Genomic DNA, 15,737 nt, shown 5'->3' with positions numbered 1-15,737 from the left:
GGGACCGGTGCTTTTCCGGACGGTTTCCGGATCTTTTCTCCCCTTCGGCCCGATTCCAGGTGCTGTGCGATGGTGGGAGGACGGGGTGATGAAGGGGGCGAACGGGGGCAGACGAAAACAGGGGGACGGACGAAAGCGAAATCCCGGACCGAAAGGCAAAGGAGGAGCCCATGTCTGTCGTGAAGAGCCCGCTGGCGGAACAGGACCGCAAGACCGTCGGGGACGCCCTCCAGGGCGCGCTCGTGGATCTCGTGGACCTCTCACTGGTCGCCAAGCAGGTCCACTGGACGATCGTGGGCCCGCGCTTCCGCTCGGTGCACCTCCAGCTCGACGAGGTCGTGGCCAGCGCGCGGAAGCACGCCGACACCGTCGCCGAGCGCGCCTCGGCCCTCGGCGTCGCGCCCGACGGGCGGGCCGAGACGGTCTCCAAGACCAGCGGCATCGCGCCGCTCGGGAGCGGCTGGACCAAGGACGTGGACGTGGTGCGGATCATGGTCGAGGCCCTGGAGGCCGTCATCACCCGGATGCGTGAGCGCATCCGGGACACCGATGAACCCGATCCGGTCAGCCAGGACCTCCTCATCGGGCTCACCGCGGACCTCGAGAAGCACCACTGGATGTTCCAGGCGGAGAACGCCTGAGCGGGCCCCGGGTGGCGGAGCCGGGGACGGCGCGGTCTCCTGGGGGCATGGACGACCACCCCGTGATCCGCTTCACGAACGAGCTCATGGCGGTCTCCGAGCTCGACCAGCGGACGGCCGGCGCCTTCGTGCGCAGCGTCTTCCAGGAAGGCGCGCACGAGGGCGAGCAGCGGGTGATCGTCGAACTCCACCGGCGCGACCGCAGGATCGCGGAGCTGGAGGCCGAACTGGCGCGGCTGCGCGGCGGGGACGCGGGAGCGTCCGGCTGACGGGCGGCATCCGGTGGGCACTTCGTCGCGCGGGCGCGGGCCCGCGCCCCCGCCGTCCGGCTCCCGGCGGTCGTCCGGACCCCGGCGGGCCGGTACGCGGCCGATACCCGCACGGCTGGCCGCCCTCGCCCTGTGCGGGGCCTGGGCCTGGGCCGCCTGCCGAGGGGGTGCCGGGCCCTGGGACGCCGCGGGGCCGGCGGGTGCCGGGCCGGGGAGCGCCGGGCCGCTGGGGATGGTCGCCGCGGGGTGGGGGCTGAGCCTGCTGCCGGTGCACTGTGTGCCGTGGACGCGGCGCCGCAGGGGACGGCGCCGGGCGCGGGGGCGCGGACACCGGCGGGCGACGGGGGCGCCCTTCCTGCACCGTGTGCCGTGGGGCCGGCGGCACGCGCCGGGGCGTGGGTGGCGGTGAGGGGATGGCGCGCGGGAGCCGTGCGGCACCGGAGTGCCGCAGACGGCCCGGCTCGGGCCATGGGCGCCGCGCGGCCGGTCACGGGGCACGCAGCCGCAGGCCGCGGGGGGTGGCGTGGAAGCCGGCCGACTCCAGGAGGGAGCCCAGGGGGGCGCCGAGGGCCGGGGCACCGTTGATCCGCTCGACGGTGACCGTGCCCAGGGCCCCCGCGCGGGCCGCCGCGGCCAGCGCCCCGACCGCCGCCTCCAGCGCGGGGTCGCCGGGGTGCGGCTCCGCTTCCCCGCCCTGCGGCCAGGCCAGCACGGTCTTGCCGCCGCGCTCGACGTAGAGCGTCAGCGCCCCGTCCACCAGCACCACCAGGGAGCCCGCCTTGCGGCCGGGCTTGTGGGCGGCACCGGCCGGGGGGTCGGGCCAGGGCAGGGCCGCCCCGTAGGCGTTGGCCGGGTCGGCCGCGGCCAGCACCACGGCCCGGCCCGTATCCGGCCCGGAGCCCGCCGCCCGCTCGCGGGCCGTGCCGATGGCCCGGAGGCGGTCGACGGCGCCGTCCATCGCGAACTGGGCGGCGCCCAGGCCCTCGACGACGTAGCCGCGGCGGGCCTGGCCGCTCTCCTCGAAGGCGGTGAGCACCCGGTACGCCGCGGAGAAGCCTCCCTCCACGCCCTCGGCGGCGACGGCGCCGCGGGTCACCACGCCGTGCCGGTCGAGGAGCGTCCTGGCCAGGGCGTGGGCCCGGTGGGTGGGATCGGGCTCGGGCGGGGGCAGCAGGGACCAGCGGCCGGCGACCGTGGGCGGCCCGCCGCGCGAGGCGGCCGGGCGCAGCGGGACGCCGCGCCCCGCCGGGGAGCCGTAACGGCCGCGCGGCACCGGCCGCTTGGCGCGGTGCGCCGTGGAACCGGCCGTGCGGCCCGAGCCCAGGAGCGAGCGGAGCGGGGCGAGGGTGTCGCCCGTGATCCGGCCGGACCAGGCCAGATCCCACACGGCCTCGGCGATCTGGGCGTCGGTGGTCAGGGCGCCCTCCGGCTCGGGGAGCCAGGCCCGGACCCGCTCGGCGATCTGACGGAAGAACAGGCCGTAGCCGCCGGAGAGGGCGTCGAGCACCGCCCGGTGCAGGGGCGTCGGCTCCAGCGGCTGCGGGGCGGGCAGCAGGAGCGGGGCGGTGTCGGCCGGCAGCAGGGAGACCCAGCCGTCCTTGCCGGGCAGGGCGCCGGCGCCGGCCCAGACGACCTCGCCGGACGCGGTGAGTTCGTCGAGCATCGCAGGGGAGTAGTCCGCGACGCGGGCCGGCAGGACCAGCTTCTCCAGGGCCGAGGCGGGGACCGGCGCGCCCTGCAACTGCTCGACGGCGCGCAGGAGTCCGTCGATGCCGCGCAGGCCGTGGCCCCCGATGTGCTGCCACTGGGGGAGGAACGCGGCGAGCGCGGCGGGCGGCACCGGCTCCAGCTCCTGGCGCAGCGCGGCGAGGGAGCGGCGGCGCAGCCGGCGCAGCACGGTGGCGTCGCACCACTCCTGGTCCGTACCGGAGGGGTGGAACTCCCCTTGCACGAGGCGGCCGGTGGCGGCGAGGCGGTGCAGGGCTCCGTCGGTCACCGCGGTGCCCAGGCCGAAGCGGGCCGCGGCCCGCGCGGAGGTGAACGGGCCGTGGGTGCGGGCGTAGCGGGCCAGCAGATCGGCCAGGGGGTCCTTGACGGGCTCGGTGAACGCCTCGGGGACGCCCACGGGCAGGGCCGTGCCCAGGGCGTCGCGCAGCCGCCCGGCGTCCTCGACGGCGCACCAGTGCTCGCGGCCGGCGATGCGCACGCGCAGCGCGCGCCGGGCGTCGGCCAGCTCGCGCGCCCAGCCCGGCTCGGCGCCCCGCTCGGCCAACTCCTCGTCGGTGAGCGGCCCGAGGAGGCGCAGCAGGTCGGCCACGCCCTCGGCGTCCTTGACGCGGCGGTCCTCGGTGCGCCACTGGAGCTCGCGCTCCAGCTCGGCCAGGACCTCCGCGTCGAGCAGCTCGCGCAGCTCGGCCTGGCCCAGCAGCTCGGCCAGCAGCCGTGAGTCCAGCGAGAGGGCGGCGGCGCGGCGCTCGGCGAGCGGGGAGTCGCCCTCGTAGAGGAACTGGGCGACGTAGCCGAAGAGCAGGGAGCGGGCGAACGGCGACGGCTCGGGGGTGGTGACCTCGACGAGCCGCACGCGGCGCGCCTCGACGTCGCCCATGAGCTCGGTGAGGCCGGGGACGTCGAAGACGTCCTGGAGGCATTCGCGGACGGCCTCCAGGACGATGGGGAACGAGCCGAACTCGCTGGCCACCTCCAGCAGTTGGGCGGCGCGCTGGCGCTGCTGCCACAGCGGGGTGCGCTTGCCGGGGTCGCGCCGCGGCAGCAGCAGGGCGCGGGCGGCGCACTCGCGGAAGCGGGCGGCGAACAGGGCCGATCCGCCGACCTGGTCGGTGACGACCTGGCCGATCTCGCCCTGGTCGAAGACGACGTCGGCGGCGCCGACGGGGGGCTGCCCGTCGTCGTGCTCCGCGCCCGGGCGGGCCGGCCCGGCGTCGAGCAGGTCCAGGCCCAGGAGGTCGGTGTCGGGCAGACGCAGGACGATGCCGTCGTCGGCGTGCATCACCTGGGCGTCCATGCCGTACCGCTCGGTGAGGCGGGCACCGAGGGCCAGCGCCCAGGGGGCGTGCACCTGGGCGCCGAAGGGGGAGTGGACGACCACCCGCCAGTCGCCCAGCTCGTCGCGGAAGCGCTCGACGACGATCGTCCGGTCGTCGGGGACGTGGCCGCAGGCGCGGCGCTGCTCGTCGAGGTAGGCCAGGACGTTGTCGGCGGCCCAGGTGTCGAGGCCGGCGGCGGTGAGGCGGGCGCGGGCGGCCTCCGGGGCGGCGGCGCCGACCTCGCGGAGGAACGCGCCCAGCTCCCGGCCGAGTTCGAGCGGGCGGCCCAGCTGGTCGCCCTTCCAGAACGGCAGCCGGCCGGGGACGCCGGGGGCGGGGGTGACCAGGACGCGGTCGCGGGTGATGTCCTCGATCCGCCAGGACGTGGTGCCCAGGGTGAAGACGTCGCCCACGCGGGACTCGTAGACCATCTCCTCGTCCAGCTCCCCGACGCGGCCGCCGCCCTTCTTGGGATCGGCGCCGGCGAGGAAGACGCCGAAGAGGCCGCGGTCGGGGATCGTGCCGCCGGAGGTGACGGCGAGGCGCTGGGCGCCGGGGCGGCCGGTGACCGTGCCGGCGACCCGGTCCCAGACCAGGCGGGGGCGGAGCTCGGCGAAGGCGTCGGACGGATAGCGCCCGGCGAGCATGTCGAGCACACCGTGGTAGGCGGACTCCGGGAGGGCGGCGAAGGGCGCCGCGCGGCGCACCAGGGCCAGCAGCTCCTCGACGTCCCAGGCGTCCATGGCGGTCATGGCGACGATCTGCTGGGCCAGCACGTCCAGCGGATTGGCGGGCACCCGCAGCGCCTCGATGGCGCCCTGCCGCATCCGCTCCGTCACGACCGCGGCCTGCACCAGGTCGCCCCGGTACTTGGGGAAGACGACGCCGGTGGAGACCGCGCCCACCTGGTGCCCGGCGCGGCCGACCCGCTGGAGGCCGGAGGCGACCGACGGGGGCGACTCGACCTGGACGACCAGGTCGACGGCGCCCATGTCGATGCCCAGCTCCAGGCTGGAGGTGGCCACGACGGCGGGCAGCCGGCCGGCCTTGAGATCCTCCTCCACCTGGGCGCGCTGCTCCTTGGAGACGGAGCCGTGGTGGGCCCGGGCCAGCACCGGCGGCGCGCCCCGGGCGGCGCCGGACTGGGCCATCAGCCCGGCGGGGGAGTGGTGCTCGGCGAGCGGCTCTCCGGTGGTCCGCTCGTGCGCGATCTCGTTCAGCCGGTTGCACAACCGCTCCGCCAGGCGGCGGGAGTTGGCGAAGACGATCGTGGAACGGTGGGCGAGGACGAGATCGGCGATGCGCTCCTCGACGTGCGGCCAGACCGAGGGCCGCTCCCGCTCGTCCCCCTCCTGCACCGGGGCGGCGCCCAACTCGCCCAGATCCTCGACCGGGACGACCACGGAGAGGTCGAACTCCTTCTCCGACGGCGGCTGGACGATCTCCACCCGCCGCCGCGGCGACAGATACCGCGCCACCTCCTCGACCGGGCGCACGGTGGCGGACAGGCCGATGCGGCGGGCGGGACGCGGGAGCAGGGCGTCGAGGCGCTCCAGGGAGAGGGCCAGGTGGGCGCCGCGCTTCGTCCCGGCGACGGCGTGCACCTCGTCGAGGATGACGGTCTCCACGCCCGTGAGCGCCTCCCGGGCCGCGGAGGTGAGCATGAGGAACAGCGACTCGGGGGTGGTGATCAGGATGTCCGGCGGGCGCGTGGCCAGGGCGCGGCGCTCGGCGGCCGGGGTGTCGCCGGAGCGGATGCCGACGCGGACCTCCGGCTCGGGCAGGCCGAGGCGCACGGCCTCCTGGCGGATGCCGGTGAGCGGGCTGCGCAGGTTGCGCTCGACGTCCACCGCGAGGGCCTTGAGCGGGGAGACGTACAGCACGCGGCAGCGCTTGGCGCGCTCGGCCGGCGGCGGGGTGCTCGCCAGCCGGTCCAGCGAGGCGAGGAACGCGGCGAGCGTCTTGCCGGAGCCGGTGGGCGCCACGACCAGGACGTCCGAGCCCTCGCCGATGGCCCGCCAGGCACCGGCCTGCGCGGCGGTGGGCGCGGTGAAGGCGCCCGTGAACCAGGAGCGGGTCGCGGCGGAGAAGCCGGCGAGGGCCGGGTGTCCGTCCCCCGCCGGGGTCCGCGCGGGGCCGGCCGTCGAGTCGTCCGTCATGCCCCCCATCGTGCACCGGGGCACTGACAACGCCCCGGAAACGCAGGTCAGACCGGGTGCGGAGGATCCGTGGAGGGGCTGCAGCGGCCGTGGGCGCGCAGCGTCAGGAGCGCCTCGACGGTGGCCACCGGCCGGCCCTCCAGGGCGGTGCCCGGCGCCCAGGCGGCGCGGCGCAGCGGCCAGCCGCCGTCCTCCTGCTGCGCCGCGGCCAGGTGGTCGAGCGAGCGGTCGAGCTCGGCGTCGGTGAACCAGGCGCGGGCCAGCGAGTCGGGGGTGCGGACGAAGTCGTGCGGGAAGCACGGGAACGGGCCCGGGCCGTCGTGCGGGGCGGGCCCGGTGGCCGGCGCGGCCGCGCGTTCCGGGTCCAGCACGGCCAGCCGCTGCTCGCGCACCACCCGGCCGAGCCGGTCGGCGGCGGCCTCGGCGCGGGCGCGGTCGGGGGCCCCGTCGAGGAAGGCGACGGCCGCCTCGACCTCGTAGGGGTGCGGCCGCCCGGCCCGCACCAGCGCGTCGATCGCGGCCCAGCAGAAGTCGGTGGCCCGGAACAGCCAGGCGTGCCACACCGCGTTGCGGTGCAGCAGGCCCACGACCGGGCCGGTGGTCAGCAGGGAGCCCGCCGCCGCGGCGCCGGGGCCGCCGGGCGGGGCGGGGAACCAGGGCGCCGCAGGCCAGCGGCCGGACGCGGGGTGCAGGGCGGGCAGCGCGCCCTCCGGGGTGGAGACCGCGGTCAGGTAGCGGCACACGAGTTCGGTGCGGCGGTCCGCGCAGCGGCCGATCTCGTCGAGGACGCGCAGGGCGTGCGCGGTGTGGTGCGGCTGGCTCACCGGGCCGCGCAGGTCGGGGTCCAGAGCGTGCCCGTAGCCGCCGTCCTCGCCCCGGTACGCCGCCAGCGCCGTCTCCACGGCGTCGGGGCTGCCGCCGAGGAAGTGGTAGGCGAATCTGCGCTGTTCGAGGACGCGGGCGGTGAGCCAGACGAAGGCTTCGGCACGGGCTACGGGGGATGCTCCGGGTGGGGCCATGCACAAGACCGTAGGGCGGAAAACGCCGCCGGTCAGCGGCTCGTGCCCGGCTGCACCCGGAGGGGCGGGGGGCGGGAGGTACGGGGTTGACGGGGGCGCGCCGGGAGCCGCCGCCGGGGCGTTCCGTAGGATCGGCGGGTCCGGCGGGCGACGGGGGGAACGAGGATGGACGCAGGCATACCGGTTGTGGCGGCGGCCGGGGGCGGGCACGCGGCCCAGACCATCGGGGCGGCGAACGCGCTCCTGGTCCTGGCGATCACGGGGCTCGTCCTGGTACTCCAGTTCCGCGCCCGCAGGGTGCGGGCCGCCGCGTTCGTCTGGGTGGCGCTGCTCCTCGGCCGCGGCCTCGTCCCGCCGGGACCGGCGCGCGTGACGGCGGCGGGGCTGGCGTTCCTGGCCCTGGGGCTGGCCGTCTCGGCGGTGTTCGGCGTGCTGCGCGGGCGGGCGATGCCCCTGTGGCGCGAGGCGGACGGGACGGTGTGGCGCCGGGGCGACTCCCGCGTCCTGCGGCTGTGGCTGCTGACCATCGGTGCGCGCGTCGCGGTCTCGGCCGTGGAGTACGCGCTGACCGACGAGCCGTTCAACGGCAACGCGGTCCTGCTCGGCTTCGGGGTCACGCTGGCCGTCCAGCACGCCGTGCTGCTGTTCCGGCGGGGAGCGCTGCGCCGGGGAGGGCCCGCACCGGCCGTGTCCGCGAGCGGCGCCTGACGGATTACGCTGCGTATATGCGGTTGACGGATTTCTGGCGGCGGATGGCCGACCACTTCGGGGCGGCGTACGCCGACTCCTTCGCGCGCGACCACGTCATGTCGGAGCTGGGCGGCAGGACGGTGCACCAGGCGCTGGACGCGGGCTGGGAGGCGAAGGACGTGTGGCGCGCGGTCTGCCGGGCGATGGAGATCCCCGCGGACAAGCGCTGAGCGGACGGCGCCGCGCCGGGTCCGTGCCGCTGCCGTGAAGTCCGCGTGGCGCGTTTGACACAAAAATCGAACATCCATTCTCATGGGTGGTCCGGGCCCTCCGGGAAACTGCGCAATGGCGCTACGGTCGGGCGTTTCCGCAGGTCGGAGCGGTGTTCGGGCCCGTTGTCAGTGGCAGGCGCTAGCGTCGTGGACGTGAAGCGATCGACTCAAGCAAACCGGGTGGAACCCATGGCAGGCACGGACCGCGAGAAGGCGCTCGACGCCGCGCTCGCGCAGATTGAACGGCAATTCGGCAAGGGCGCCGTGATGCGCCTCGGTGAGCGGCCCAACGAGCCCATCGAGGTCATCTCCACCGGGTCGACCGCTCTCGACGTCGCGCTCGGTGTCGGCGGTCTGCCGCGCGGCCGCGTGGTGGAGATCTACGGGCCCGAGTCCTCCGGCAAGACGACGCTCACCCTGCACGCGGTGGCCAACGCGCAGCGGGCCGGCGGCACGGTGGCGTTCGTCGACGCCGAGCACGCGCTCGACCCCGAGTACGCCCGCAAGCTGGGCGTCGACATCGACAACCTGATCCTCTCCCAGCCGGACAACGGCGAGCAGGCGCTGGAGATCGTGGACATGCTCGTCCGCTCCGGCGCGCTCGACCTGATCGTCATCGACTCCGTCGCGGCCCTGGTGCCCCGCGCGGAGATCGAGGGCGAGATGGGCGACTCGCACGTGGGCCTCCAGGCGCGGCTGATGAGCCAGGCGCTCCGGAAGATCACCAGCGCGCTCAACCAGTCCAAGACCACGGCGATCTTCATCAACCAGCTCCGCGAGAAGATCGGCGTGATGTTCGGCTCCCCCGAGACCACGACCGGTGGCCGGGCGCTCAAGTTCTACGCCTCGGTGCGCATCGACATCCGCCGCATCGAGACGCTCAAGGACGGCACCGAGGCGGTCGGCAACCGCACCCGCTGCAAGGTCGTGAAGAACAAGGTCGCGCCGCCCTTCAAGCAGGCCGAGTTCGACATCCTCTACGGCCAGGGCATCAGCCGCGAGGGCGGCCTGATCGACATGGGCGTGGAGCACGGCTTCGTCCGCAAGGCCGGCGCCTGGTACACCTACGAGGGCGACCAGCTCGGCCAGGGCAAGGAGAACGCCCGCAACTTCCTCAAGGACAACCCCGACCTCGCCAACGAGATCGAGAAGAAGATCAAGGAGAAGCTGGGCGTGGGCCAGCGGGGCGCCGCCCCGGGCGACGGGGACGGTGCGGACGCGGCGGCCGCCGAGCCCGCCAAGTCGGTGCCCGCGCCGGCGACGGCCACCAAGGCCACGGGGAAGGCCGCCAAGGCCGCGGCCAAGGGGTAGCCGTCCATGGTGCGGCGGAGCGACTGGTCGTCCCCCCTGGCCGGGGAGGCCGGGGGGGAACGGACGGGCGGCGGCGCCGGACCCCCGTCGAGGGCCGGGGGCGGGGCGCCGCTGCCTCCCGAGGAGCAGGCGCGGGCCATCTGTCTGCGCCTGCTCACCGGATCACCGCGCACCCGCAGGCAGTTGGCGGAGGCGCTGGCGCAGCGGGGGATCCCCGACGACGCGGCGGAGGCGGTGCTCTCCCGCTTCGAGGAGGTGGGCCTCATCGACGACGCGGCCTTCGCGGACGCCTGGGTGGATTCCCGGCACCGCGGCCGGGGGCTCGCCCGCCGGGCCCTCGCCCGTGAACTGCGTACCAAGGGCGTGGAGTCGGCCGTGATCGAGGAGGCGGTCGGGCGGCTCGACGCGGAGCGGGAGGAGCGCACGGCGCGGGAGCTGGTGGAGCGCAGGCTGCGCGTGACGCGGGGGATGGAGCGGGAGAAGCGGCTGCGGCGCCTGGTGGGGATGCTGGCGCGGAAGGGGTATGCGGAGGGGGTCGCGTTGCGGGTGGTGCGACGGGCGCTGGAAGAGGAGGGGGACGATCCGGAGGTGCTCGACGCGTACCTTTCCGGAGCGGGGGACGGGGACGGCGCCGGTGGTTGAGGCGGGGCCCCGCCTCAACCACCCTGATCAGGGCTTCGCCAGCCCCGGCCCCTCCAGCCCCGGCTCCTCGGCCCCCACTCCTCCGGGCTCGCCCCGCCCCCGCCCCGGGGGCGTAGCACCCGCCGTGCGCCGGCCGGGTGTTCGCAAGATCCGTGCTCAGGACGCGGGGGCGGTGTCCTCGGCAGTGGGGGCGGGCGGGCGTTCCGGGGGGTCGACGGGGAGGCCGGACGCGCGCCAGGCCCGGAAGCCGCCGATGACGTCGGTGGCGTGCCGCAGGCCCAGTTGGCGGAGCGAGGAGGCGGCGAGGGAGGAGGCGTAGCCCTCGTCACAGATGACCATTACCCTGAGGGCGTGGTCGGTCGCCTCCGCGGCACGGTGGGGGCTCGCCGGATCCAGCCGCCACTCCAGCTCGTTGCGCTCCACGACCAGGGCGCCGGGGATGGTGCCGTCGCGGTCGCGCAGGGCCGCGTAGCGGATGTCGACCAACAGGCCGCCGGCGGCCTGGAGTCCGGCCGCTTCGGCGGGGGAGAGGCGGGTCAGGCCGGCGCGGGCGGCGGCGAGCAGGTCGTCGACCGTCATGCCCACTCCTCGGGCCACTCGACCTCCTCCAGGCGCAGGACGCGCCCGCTCCGGCCGTAGCGCCGCATCAGCGGCAGCGGCGGGTAGTAGGCGTGCACCGACACGGCGTGCTCCTCCTCCGAGGGGTTGAACACCTGGTGGACGTGGTGCGGGCCGAAGGCCCGGCCGTGCCGGGCGGTGAGCTGCCGCTCGCGGTCGACGCCCTCCGCGAGTTCGAGCAAGGTCCAGCCCTCGGTGGGGAGTTGTGTCGCGAGCGACTGCTCGGTGAGCCGGCCGGTCGCCGTGGCGAAGGCGCCGTGCGAGCCGCCGTGGTCGTGCCAGCCCGTGCCGGTGCCCGGCGGCCAGCCGATCAGCCAGGCCTGGCTCCCGCCGGGACCTTCCAGGCGGATCCAGGTACGGCCCTCGGGATCGAGGGGGAGCGAGGAGACGAGGGACGCGTCGGCGGCCACGTCCCGTGCGAAACGGAGGAGTTCGGCCGCCGAGGGCGCGCCGAGGGAAGGGGAGGGAGCAGTGAAGGACAACGGAACCGCCCTGGTCGATCGCGAACAGCACAGCAGGACACCGCGGATCAGCAGGACGGGCGACAGACACAGCCCGCGTAGCGGAGCAGGTCCACATGGACCCTCCGCCAGAAACGCGCACCCCTGTCGCTCACGGGCCGGAGTCAACCACGGCCCGCCGGACGGGTCAACGCTTGGCCGAAGCCTCACGGGGAGCCGGATGGGCCTTCTCCGAGGGCTCCTTGACGAGATCCGTGCCCGTCTCCCGGGCCGGCTCCGGGGCGCCGCCGCGGATCGCGTCCGCGCAGGCGTACAGCTCCGCCGGCCGCACGCCGGACACCGCCGCCACCAGGTGGCCGTCCGGCCGCACCACGAGCACGGTGTGCGCCGCGGCCCCGGGATAGCCCTCGGCGACGAGGAGTTCGGCCCGCACGGGGAGGGCGCCGACGGCCGCCGCCAGGCCGGGCATCAGTCCGGCGCGCAGCCAGTGCCGCCGCTCCCAGACCCCGGTGCCGGGGGCGACCAGCACCACCAGCAGCGGCCCGTCCAGCCGGTCGCGCAGCCGCACGGCCGAGCCGTCCGGCGCCGTGACCGGCACGTCCGCCACGGGTGCCCCGACCGGGGTGCCCACCGGCACGGAGCCGGCCGGTGGCGCCGCCGGGGCCAGGGGCGTACGGGTGTGCACCGCGGGCTCGCCCAGCGTCCCGAGCCCCACGTGCCCTTCCGTCAGCAGCGCGTCGTGGCTCCGCACGGCGCCCGGCACCACCACGCGCCGGACCGTGCGCCAGCCGCCCGCGCCCCGTACGGCGGGCAGCGCCCGGTCGGCGGCCCGCAGCCGGGCCCCGACGGCCTCCCGCCGCTCGGCCTCGTAGCTGTCGAGCAGCGCCTCGGACGCCCCGTGGTGCCAGGCCTGGGCCAGCTTCCAGGCGAGGTTGCCCGCGTCCCGCAGCCCCTCGTCGAGCCCCTGGGTGCCGAGCGCGCCCAGCAGATGGGCGGCGTCTCCGGCCAGGAAGGCCCGCCCGCAGCGCCAGCGGCGCGCGAGCCGGTGGTGGACGGCGTACACACCGGTGTCCAGGAGCTCGTACCGGGGCACCTCCCCGCACCAGGCGCCGAGGGTGTCGTGGATGTGGCCGATCAGATCCTCGGGCGTGACCAGCCCGCCGTCCGGCGGCAGCAGCCAGTCCAGCCGCCAGACCCCGTCCGGCAGCGGACGGGCCGTCACCTCGGCCCCGCGCAGCGGCGAGCGCTGGAGAACGGCCTCGCCCGGCCAGGGGAGTTCGGTGCGCAGCGCCGCCACCGCGTACCGCTCGACCGCGGTGCGGCCGGGGAAGCGGGCGCCGAGGAGCTTGCGGACCACGGACCGGGGGCCGTCGCAGCCGACCAGGTAACCGGCCCGCCAGGTCGAGCCGTTCTCGCCCCGGGTGCGCAGGGTGATCCCGTCGGCGTCCTGCTGGAGCACGGTGACGCGGCTGCCGGGGACGATCCGCACCTCCTCGCGGCCGGCGAGGGCGGCGCGCAGCTCCCGCACCAGCGCGTGCTGGGGGAGATGCAGCGGGGACGGGCCGCCCGGCGGGGCCGGAGCGGCCACGGGGGCGTCCGGGGCCGACGGGTCGCCGTCGGGAGGCGTTTCGTCCGGTTCCTTCTCCGCGTCCGGCTCGCTGAAAGGAAGCCGTGCCACCAGCCCGCGCCGCCGCATCGTGCGCCACCCGGACCACCGGGCGCCCTCCGCCGTCGTGCAGCCGAGCCGCTCCAGCATGCCGGCCGTGTCGGGCCGGAGGACGGCGGTGCGGGCGAGCCGCCGGTCGGCGAGGTCCGCGTCGTCGGCCGGCCTCTCGTCGAGGACGACGACGGGCACCTCGTACCGGGCGAGGGACAGGGCGAGCGCGAGGCCGACGGGGCCGGCCCCGACGACGGTCACCGGGTCCACGGTGCGGGGCGGTTGAGGAGACGGAGCGCGATCACAGAACGTATGCAACCCATTGCCGCTGCTTGCGTCAAGTGATCAGTGGTCCCCCGGCGGCGCGCCGGTGGCGTGCGCCCCCGTGGCCCGGAGCGGACCACGGACGCCGCACGCCACGCGTGCCCCCGCGGCGCGTCAGGGGTTCACCACACCGGACCCGCCGGTCCCGAGGTCGACGGCCACGGGGGGAGCGGGAGGGGCGCCCTTGCGCGAGCGTTTCGTGCGCCGTTCGATCCAGGTCGCCACGCCGGAGAGGGCCAGGCAGAGCAGGATGTAGATCGAGCCGAAGACGATGACCATGGGGATGAAGGCGTAGACGCCGTTCACGGGCTGGGTCTGGGCGGCGAACGCCTTGCCCACGAAGAGGAGTTCCTCGTAGAGGATGATGAAGCCCAGCGCGGTGTCCTTCAGCGTCACCACGAGCTGGCTGATGATCGAGGGCAGCATCGACCGCACGGCCTGCGGGACGAGGACGTGCACCATCACCTGCGTCTTGCGCAGCCCGAGCGCGTGGGCCGCCTCGCTCTGGCCCTTGGCCACCGCGTTGATGCCGGAGCGGAAGATCTCCGCCTGCACGGAGCCGTTGTAGAGCGTCAGCCCGATGACCAGCGCCCACATGGGGTCGTTGGTGAAGACCGCCGCGTACAGCAGGAAGATCATGATGAGCAGCGGCATGGCGCGGAAGAACTCCACGACCACGGTCGCCGTCCAGCGCACCGGCCGGTGGTCGGAGAGCCGCGCGGTGGCCAGCAGGGCGCCCAGCGCCAGGGACAGCAGGGCCGCGATCCCGAAGGTCTTGAGCGTCGTCAGCAGGCCGTCGAGGATCCGGTGCTGGGTGTCGGTGTACTCGTACGCCTCCCACAGCCCGGCCTGGAACTGGCCGGTGGTGTCGAGCCGTTGGATCACGAAGGCCACCAGGCCGACGATGGCGAGGACGGAGACCGCGCCGTAGATCCGGTTGCGGACGCGGGCCCTGGGGCCGGGCGCGTCGTAGAGGACGCTCGCGCTCATCGGGTCACCGCCAGCCTGCTCTCCAGCAGCCGGAAGAGGCCGCTGATGGCGAAGGTGATGATGAGGTAGCAGAGGGCGATCCAGAGGAAGATCACATAGATGTTGTAGCCCTCGTCGGCGTTCAACTGCTTCTGGAGGGCCGCGAGTTCCGCGACGTTGAAGCCCGAGGCGATGGCGGTGTTCTTGGCGAGGGCGATCATCAGGCTGCCGATCGGGGGTATCGCGGTGCGGGCCGCCTGGGGCAGGACGATCTGCCCCAGGGTCTGGGTGAAGGTCATCCCGATCGACCGGGCGGCCTCGGCCTGGCCCACCGGCACGGTGTTGATGCCCGAGCGCACCGCCTCGCAGACGAAGGCCGAGGTGTAGCAGCCGAGGGCGAGGACGGCGAGCCAGAACGAGTCCCAGCCCTTGAGCCCGAGTGCCGGCAGGCCCAGGGTGACGGCCAGGAAGAGCAGCACGAGCGGGGTGTTGCGCAGCAGCGTCACCCACGCCGTGCCGAACGCGCGCAGCGCGGGCACCGGCGACACGCGGAACCCGGCGATCAGGATGCCCAGGACGAGGGCGAGCAGGGCGCTGGACGCCGTCAGTTCGACGGTGCCCAGGAAGCCTTCGCGGAACTCCGCGAAGTGGTCCGACAGAACGTTCACGTCACTTCTCCGGGGTCACAGGGCTCTCCGGGGCATCGCGCTCTCCGGGCCGGGCCGCGTCAGTAGCGCTCGACGGCGGGCGGGGCCGGGGCCTCGCTGCCGGACCGGCCGAGGGTCGCGTCGTACGCCTTCTTCCAGTCGCCGTTCTTCTCGTGCGCCTCCAGGGCCTTGTTGACCGCCTCGCGCAGCGCCTTGTCGTCCTTCTTCAGCCCGATGCCGTACGGCTCCTTGGAGAACGGCTTGCCGACGACCTTGAGCTTGCCGCCGTTCTGCGCCGCGTAGCCCTTGAGGATCGCGTCGTCCGTGGTGACGATGTCGACCGTGCCGTTGACGAGTTCCTGGACGCAGAGCTGGTAGCCCTGCTGGGCCTTGACCTCGGCGGCGCCGTACTTGGCCTCCTTGATCCGCTTGAGCGGGGTGGAGCCGGTGGCGGAGCAGACCTTCTTGCCCTTGACGTCCTCCGGGCCCTTGACGGAGCTGTCGGAGGTGACCAGCAGGTCCTGCCCGGCGATGTAGTACGGGCCGGCGAAGCCGACCTGCTTCTTGCGCTCGTCGTTGATCGTGTACGTGCCGACGTACAGGTCGACGCCGCCGCTGGCGATCTGCGTCTCGCGCGACTCCGAGGGCACGGTCCTGAATTCGATGTGGCTCTCGTCGAAGCCGAGGTCGGCCGCGACCATCTTGGCGATCTCCACGTCGAAGCCGGAGCGCGTCTTCGTGCCGGGATTCTCGAAGCCGAGGTTGGGCTGGTCGGCCTTGGTGCCGATGGTGATCTTCTTGCCCTTGATCTTCTCGAAGACGGGTGAACCCTTCACGTCCGCCGCGGTGTTGACCCGGTACTTCGGTGCCGCGGGTGCGGAGGATCCGCCGGTGGCCCCGTCCTTCTTGTCGTCCGGGCTGCCCTCCTTCCCGCAGGCGGTCGCCGTCACGGACAGTGCCACGACCACGGCGGCCGCCGCGGCGGTCTTGCGGAGCTTCATCTGCGCGTCCTTT

The 15,737-nt window shown here is 75.0% G+C and carries 15 protein-coding genes; 6 read left to right on the top strand and 9 right to left on the bottom strand.

From position 1 onward, the window contains the following. Window positions 1-170: 170 nt before the first annotated feature. Window positions 171-641 (top strand): Dps family protein, encoded by a 471-nt coding sequence (locus AC230_RS17430; RefSeq protein WP_049717190.1) that lies wholly within the window; start codon window positions 171-173, stop codon window positions 639-641. A gap of 47 nt (window positions 642-688) precedes the next feature. Next, entirely contained in the window at window positions 689-910 is a 222-nt protein-coding gene (locus AC230_RS17425) for a hypothetical protein (RefSeq protein WP_049717189.1), read from the top strand. 487 nt (window positions 911-1,397) lie between these two features. Here the strand turns inward: AC230_RS17425 and AC230_RS17420 are convergent, their stop codons facing one another. Together AC230_RS17420 and AC230_RS17415 are read right to left on the bottom strand one after the other, a co-directional pair. After that, the gene (locus tag AC230_RS17420) at window positions 1,398-6,113 is read right to left on the bottom strand and encodes an ATP-dependent helicase (RefSeq protein WP_049717188.1); all 4,716 of its coding nucleotides are present in this window, start codon (window positions 6,111-6,113) and stop codon (window positions 1,398-1,400) included. 47 nt (window positions 6,114-6,160) lie between these two features. Continuing rightward, on the bottom strand, window positions 6,161-7,132 hold the full coding sequence (locus tag AC230_RS17415; protein ID WP_049717187.1) for a hypothetical protein: 972 nt from the start codon (window positions 7,130-7,132) through the stop codon (window positions 6,161-6,163). Window positions 7,133-7,297: 165 nt separating this feature from the next. Here AC230_RS17415 and AC230_RS17410 point away from each other — a divergent pair, with 165 nt between their 5' ends. From AC230_RS17410 to recX, 4 genes are all read left to right on the top strand, one after another. Next, complete coding sequence (locus AC230_RS17410; RefSeq protein WP_157868592.1) at window positions 7,298-7,840, top strand: hypothetical protein; 543 nt, start codon at window positions 7,298-7,300, stop codon at window positions 7,838-7,840. A gap of 17 nt (window positions 7,841-7,857) precedes the next feature. Beyond that, window positions 7,858-8,052, top strand: a complete 195-nt coding sequence (locus AC230_RS17405) for a DUF3046 domain-containing protein (RefSeq protein WP_049717185.1) — start codon at window positions 7,858-7,860, stop codon at window positions 8,050-8,052. A gap of 231 nt (window positions 8,053-8,283) precedes the next feature. Next, entirely contained in the window at window positions 8,284-9,405 is a 1,122-nt protein-coding gene (gene recA / locus AC230_RS17400; RefSeq protein ID WP_049717184.1) for a recombinase RecA, read from the top strand. Between the two features lie 6 nt (window positions 9,406-9,411). After that, window positions 9,412-10,047 carry a recombination regulator RecX gene (gene recX / locus AC230_RS17395; RefSeq protein ID WP_049717183.1) on the top strand — a complete coding sequence of 212 codons (636 nt, stop codon included), beginning with the start codon at window positions 9,412-9,414 and terminating at the stop codon, window positions 10,045-10,047. Between the two features lie 156 nt (window positions 10,048-10,203). Here the strand turns inward: recX and AC230_RS17390 are convergent, their stop codons facing one another. From AC230_RS17390 to AC230_RS17365, 7 genes are all read right to left on the bottom strand, one after another. Further along, window positions 10,204-10,626: a rhodanese-like domain-containing protein gene (locus AC230_RS17390; RefSeq protein WP_049717182.1), complete on the bottom strand. Its 423-nt coding sequence runs from the start codon at window positions 10,624-10,626 to the stop codon at window positions 10,204-10,206. Further along, the gene (locus tag AC230_RS17385; RefSeq protein WP_049717181.1) at window positions 10,623-11,147 is read right to left on the bottom strand and encodes a cupin domain-containing protein; all 525 of its coding nucleotides are present in this window, start codon (window positions 11,145-11,147) and stop codon (window positions 10,623-10,625) included. Before AC230_RS17385 ends, AC230_RS17390 begins: the two co-directional genes overlap by 4 nt. A gap of 47 nt (window positions 11,148-11,194) precedes the next feature. Continuing rightward, on the bottom strand, window positions 11,195-11,242 hold the full coding sequence (locus tag AC230_RS34685; RefSeq protein ID WP_311314449.1) for a hypothetical protein: 48 nt from the start codon (window positions 11,240-11,242) through the stop codon (window positions 11,195-11,197). A 71-nt stretch (window positions 11,243-11,313) separates the two neighbouring features. Next, window positions 11,314-13,053, bottom strand: a complete 1,740-nt coding sequence (locus AC230_RS17380; protein ID WP_049717180.1) for an FAD-dependent monooxygenase — start codon at window positions 13,051-13,053, stop codon at window positions 11,314-11,316. Window positions 13,054-13,221: 168 nt separating this feature from the next. Continuing rightward, window positions 13,222-14,097 carry an amino acid ABC transporter permease gene (locus tag AC230_RS17375; protein WP_049717179.1) on the bottom strand — a complete coding sequence of 292 codons (876 nt, stop codon included), beginning with the start codon at window positions 14,095-14,097 and terminating at the stop codon, window positions 13,222-13,224. Continuing rightward, window positions 14,094-14,744: an amino acid ABC transporter permease gene (locus AC230_RS17370; protein WP_049717178.1), complete on the bottom strand. Its 651-nt coding sequence runs from the start codon at window positions 14,742-14,744 to the stop codon at window positions 14,094-14,096. The genes AC230_RS17375 and AC230_RS17370 overlap by 4 nt, the downstream gene beginning before the upstream one ends. Before the next feature lie 59 nt (window positions 14,745-14,803). Next, window positions 14,804-15,724: a glutamate ABC transporter substrate-binding protein gene (locus tag AC230_RS17365; protein ID WP_049717177.1), complete on the bottom strand. Its 921-nt coding sequence runs from the start codon at window positions 15,722-15,724 to the stop codon at window positions 14,804-14,806. Window positions 15,725-15,737: the final 13 nt, after the last annotated feature.

It is taken from the genome of Streptomyces caatingaensis (assembly GCF_001187435.1).
GTDB lineage: Bacteria > Actinomycetota > Actinomycetes > Streptomycetales > Streptomycetaceae > Streptomyces > Streptomyces caatingaensis.
This window is presented reverse-complemented; position numbering and strand designations above follow the sequence as displayed.

What these genes read in the sequence shown, in the direction of transcription:
- AC230_RS17430 (WP_049717190.1), top strand. Translation starts at nt 171, where the DNA reads ATGTCTGTCGTGAAGAGCCCGCTGGCGGAACAGGACCGCAAGACCGTC.
- AC230_RS17425 (WP_049717189.1), top strand. Translation starts at nt 689, where the DNA reads ATGGACGACCACCCCGTGATCCGCTTCACGAACGAGCTCATGGCGGTC.
- AC230_RS17420 (WP_049717188.1), bottom strand. Translation starts at nt 6,113, where the DNA reads ATGACGGACGACTCGACGGCCGGCCCCGCGCGGACCCCGGCGGGGGAC.
- AC230_RS17415 (WP_049717187.1), bottom strand. Translation starts at nt 7,132, where the DNA reads ATGGCCCCACCCGGAGCATCCCCCGTAGCCCGTGCCGAAGCCTTCGTC.
- AC230_RS17410 (WP_157868592.1), top strand. Translation starts at nt 7,298, where the DNA reads ATGGACGCAGGCATACCGGTTGTGGCGGCGGCCGGGGGCGGGCACGCG.
- AC230_RS17405 (WP_049717185.1), top strand. Translation starts at nt 7,858, where the DNA reads ATGCGGTTGACGGATTTCTGGCGGCGGATGGCCGACCACTTCGGGGCG.
- recA (WP_049717184.1), top strand. Translation starts at nt 8,284, where the DNA reads ATGGCAGGCACGGACCGCGAGAAGGCGCTCGACGCCGCGCTCGCGCAG.
- recX (WP_049717183.1), top strand. Translation starts at nt 9,412, where the DNA reads ATGGTGCGGCGGAGCGACTGGTCGTCCCCCCTGGCCGGGGAGGCCGGG.
- AC230_RS17390 (WP_049717182.1), bottom strand. Translation starts at nt 10,626, where the DNA reads ATGACGGTCGACGACCTGCTCGCCGCCGCCCGCGCCGGCCTGACCCGC.
- AC230_RS17375 (WP_049717179.1), bottom strand. Translation starts at nt 14,097, where the DNA reads ATGAGCGCGAGCGTCCTCTACGACGCGCCCGGCCCCAGGGCCCGCGTC.
- AC230_RS17365 (WP_049717177.1), bottom strand. Translation starts at nt 15,724, where the DNA reads ATGAAGCTCCGCAAGACCGCCGCGGCGGCCGCCGTGGTCGTGGCACTG.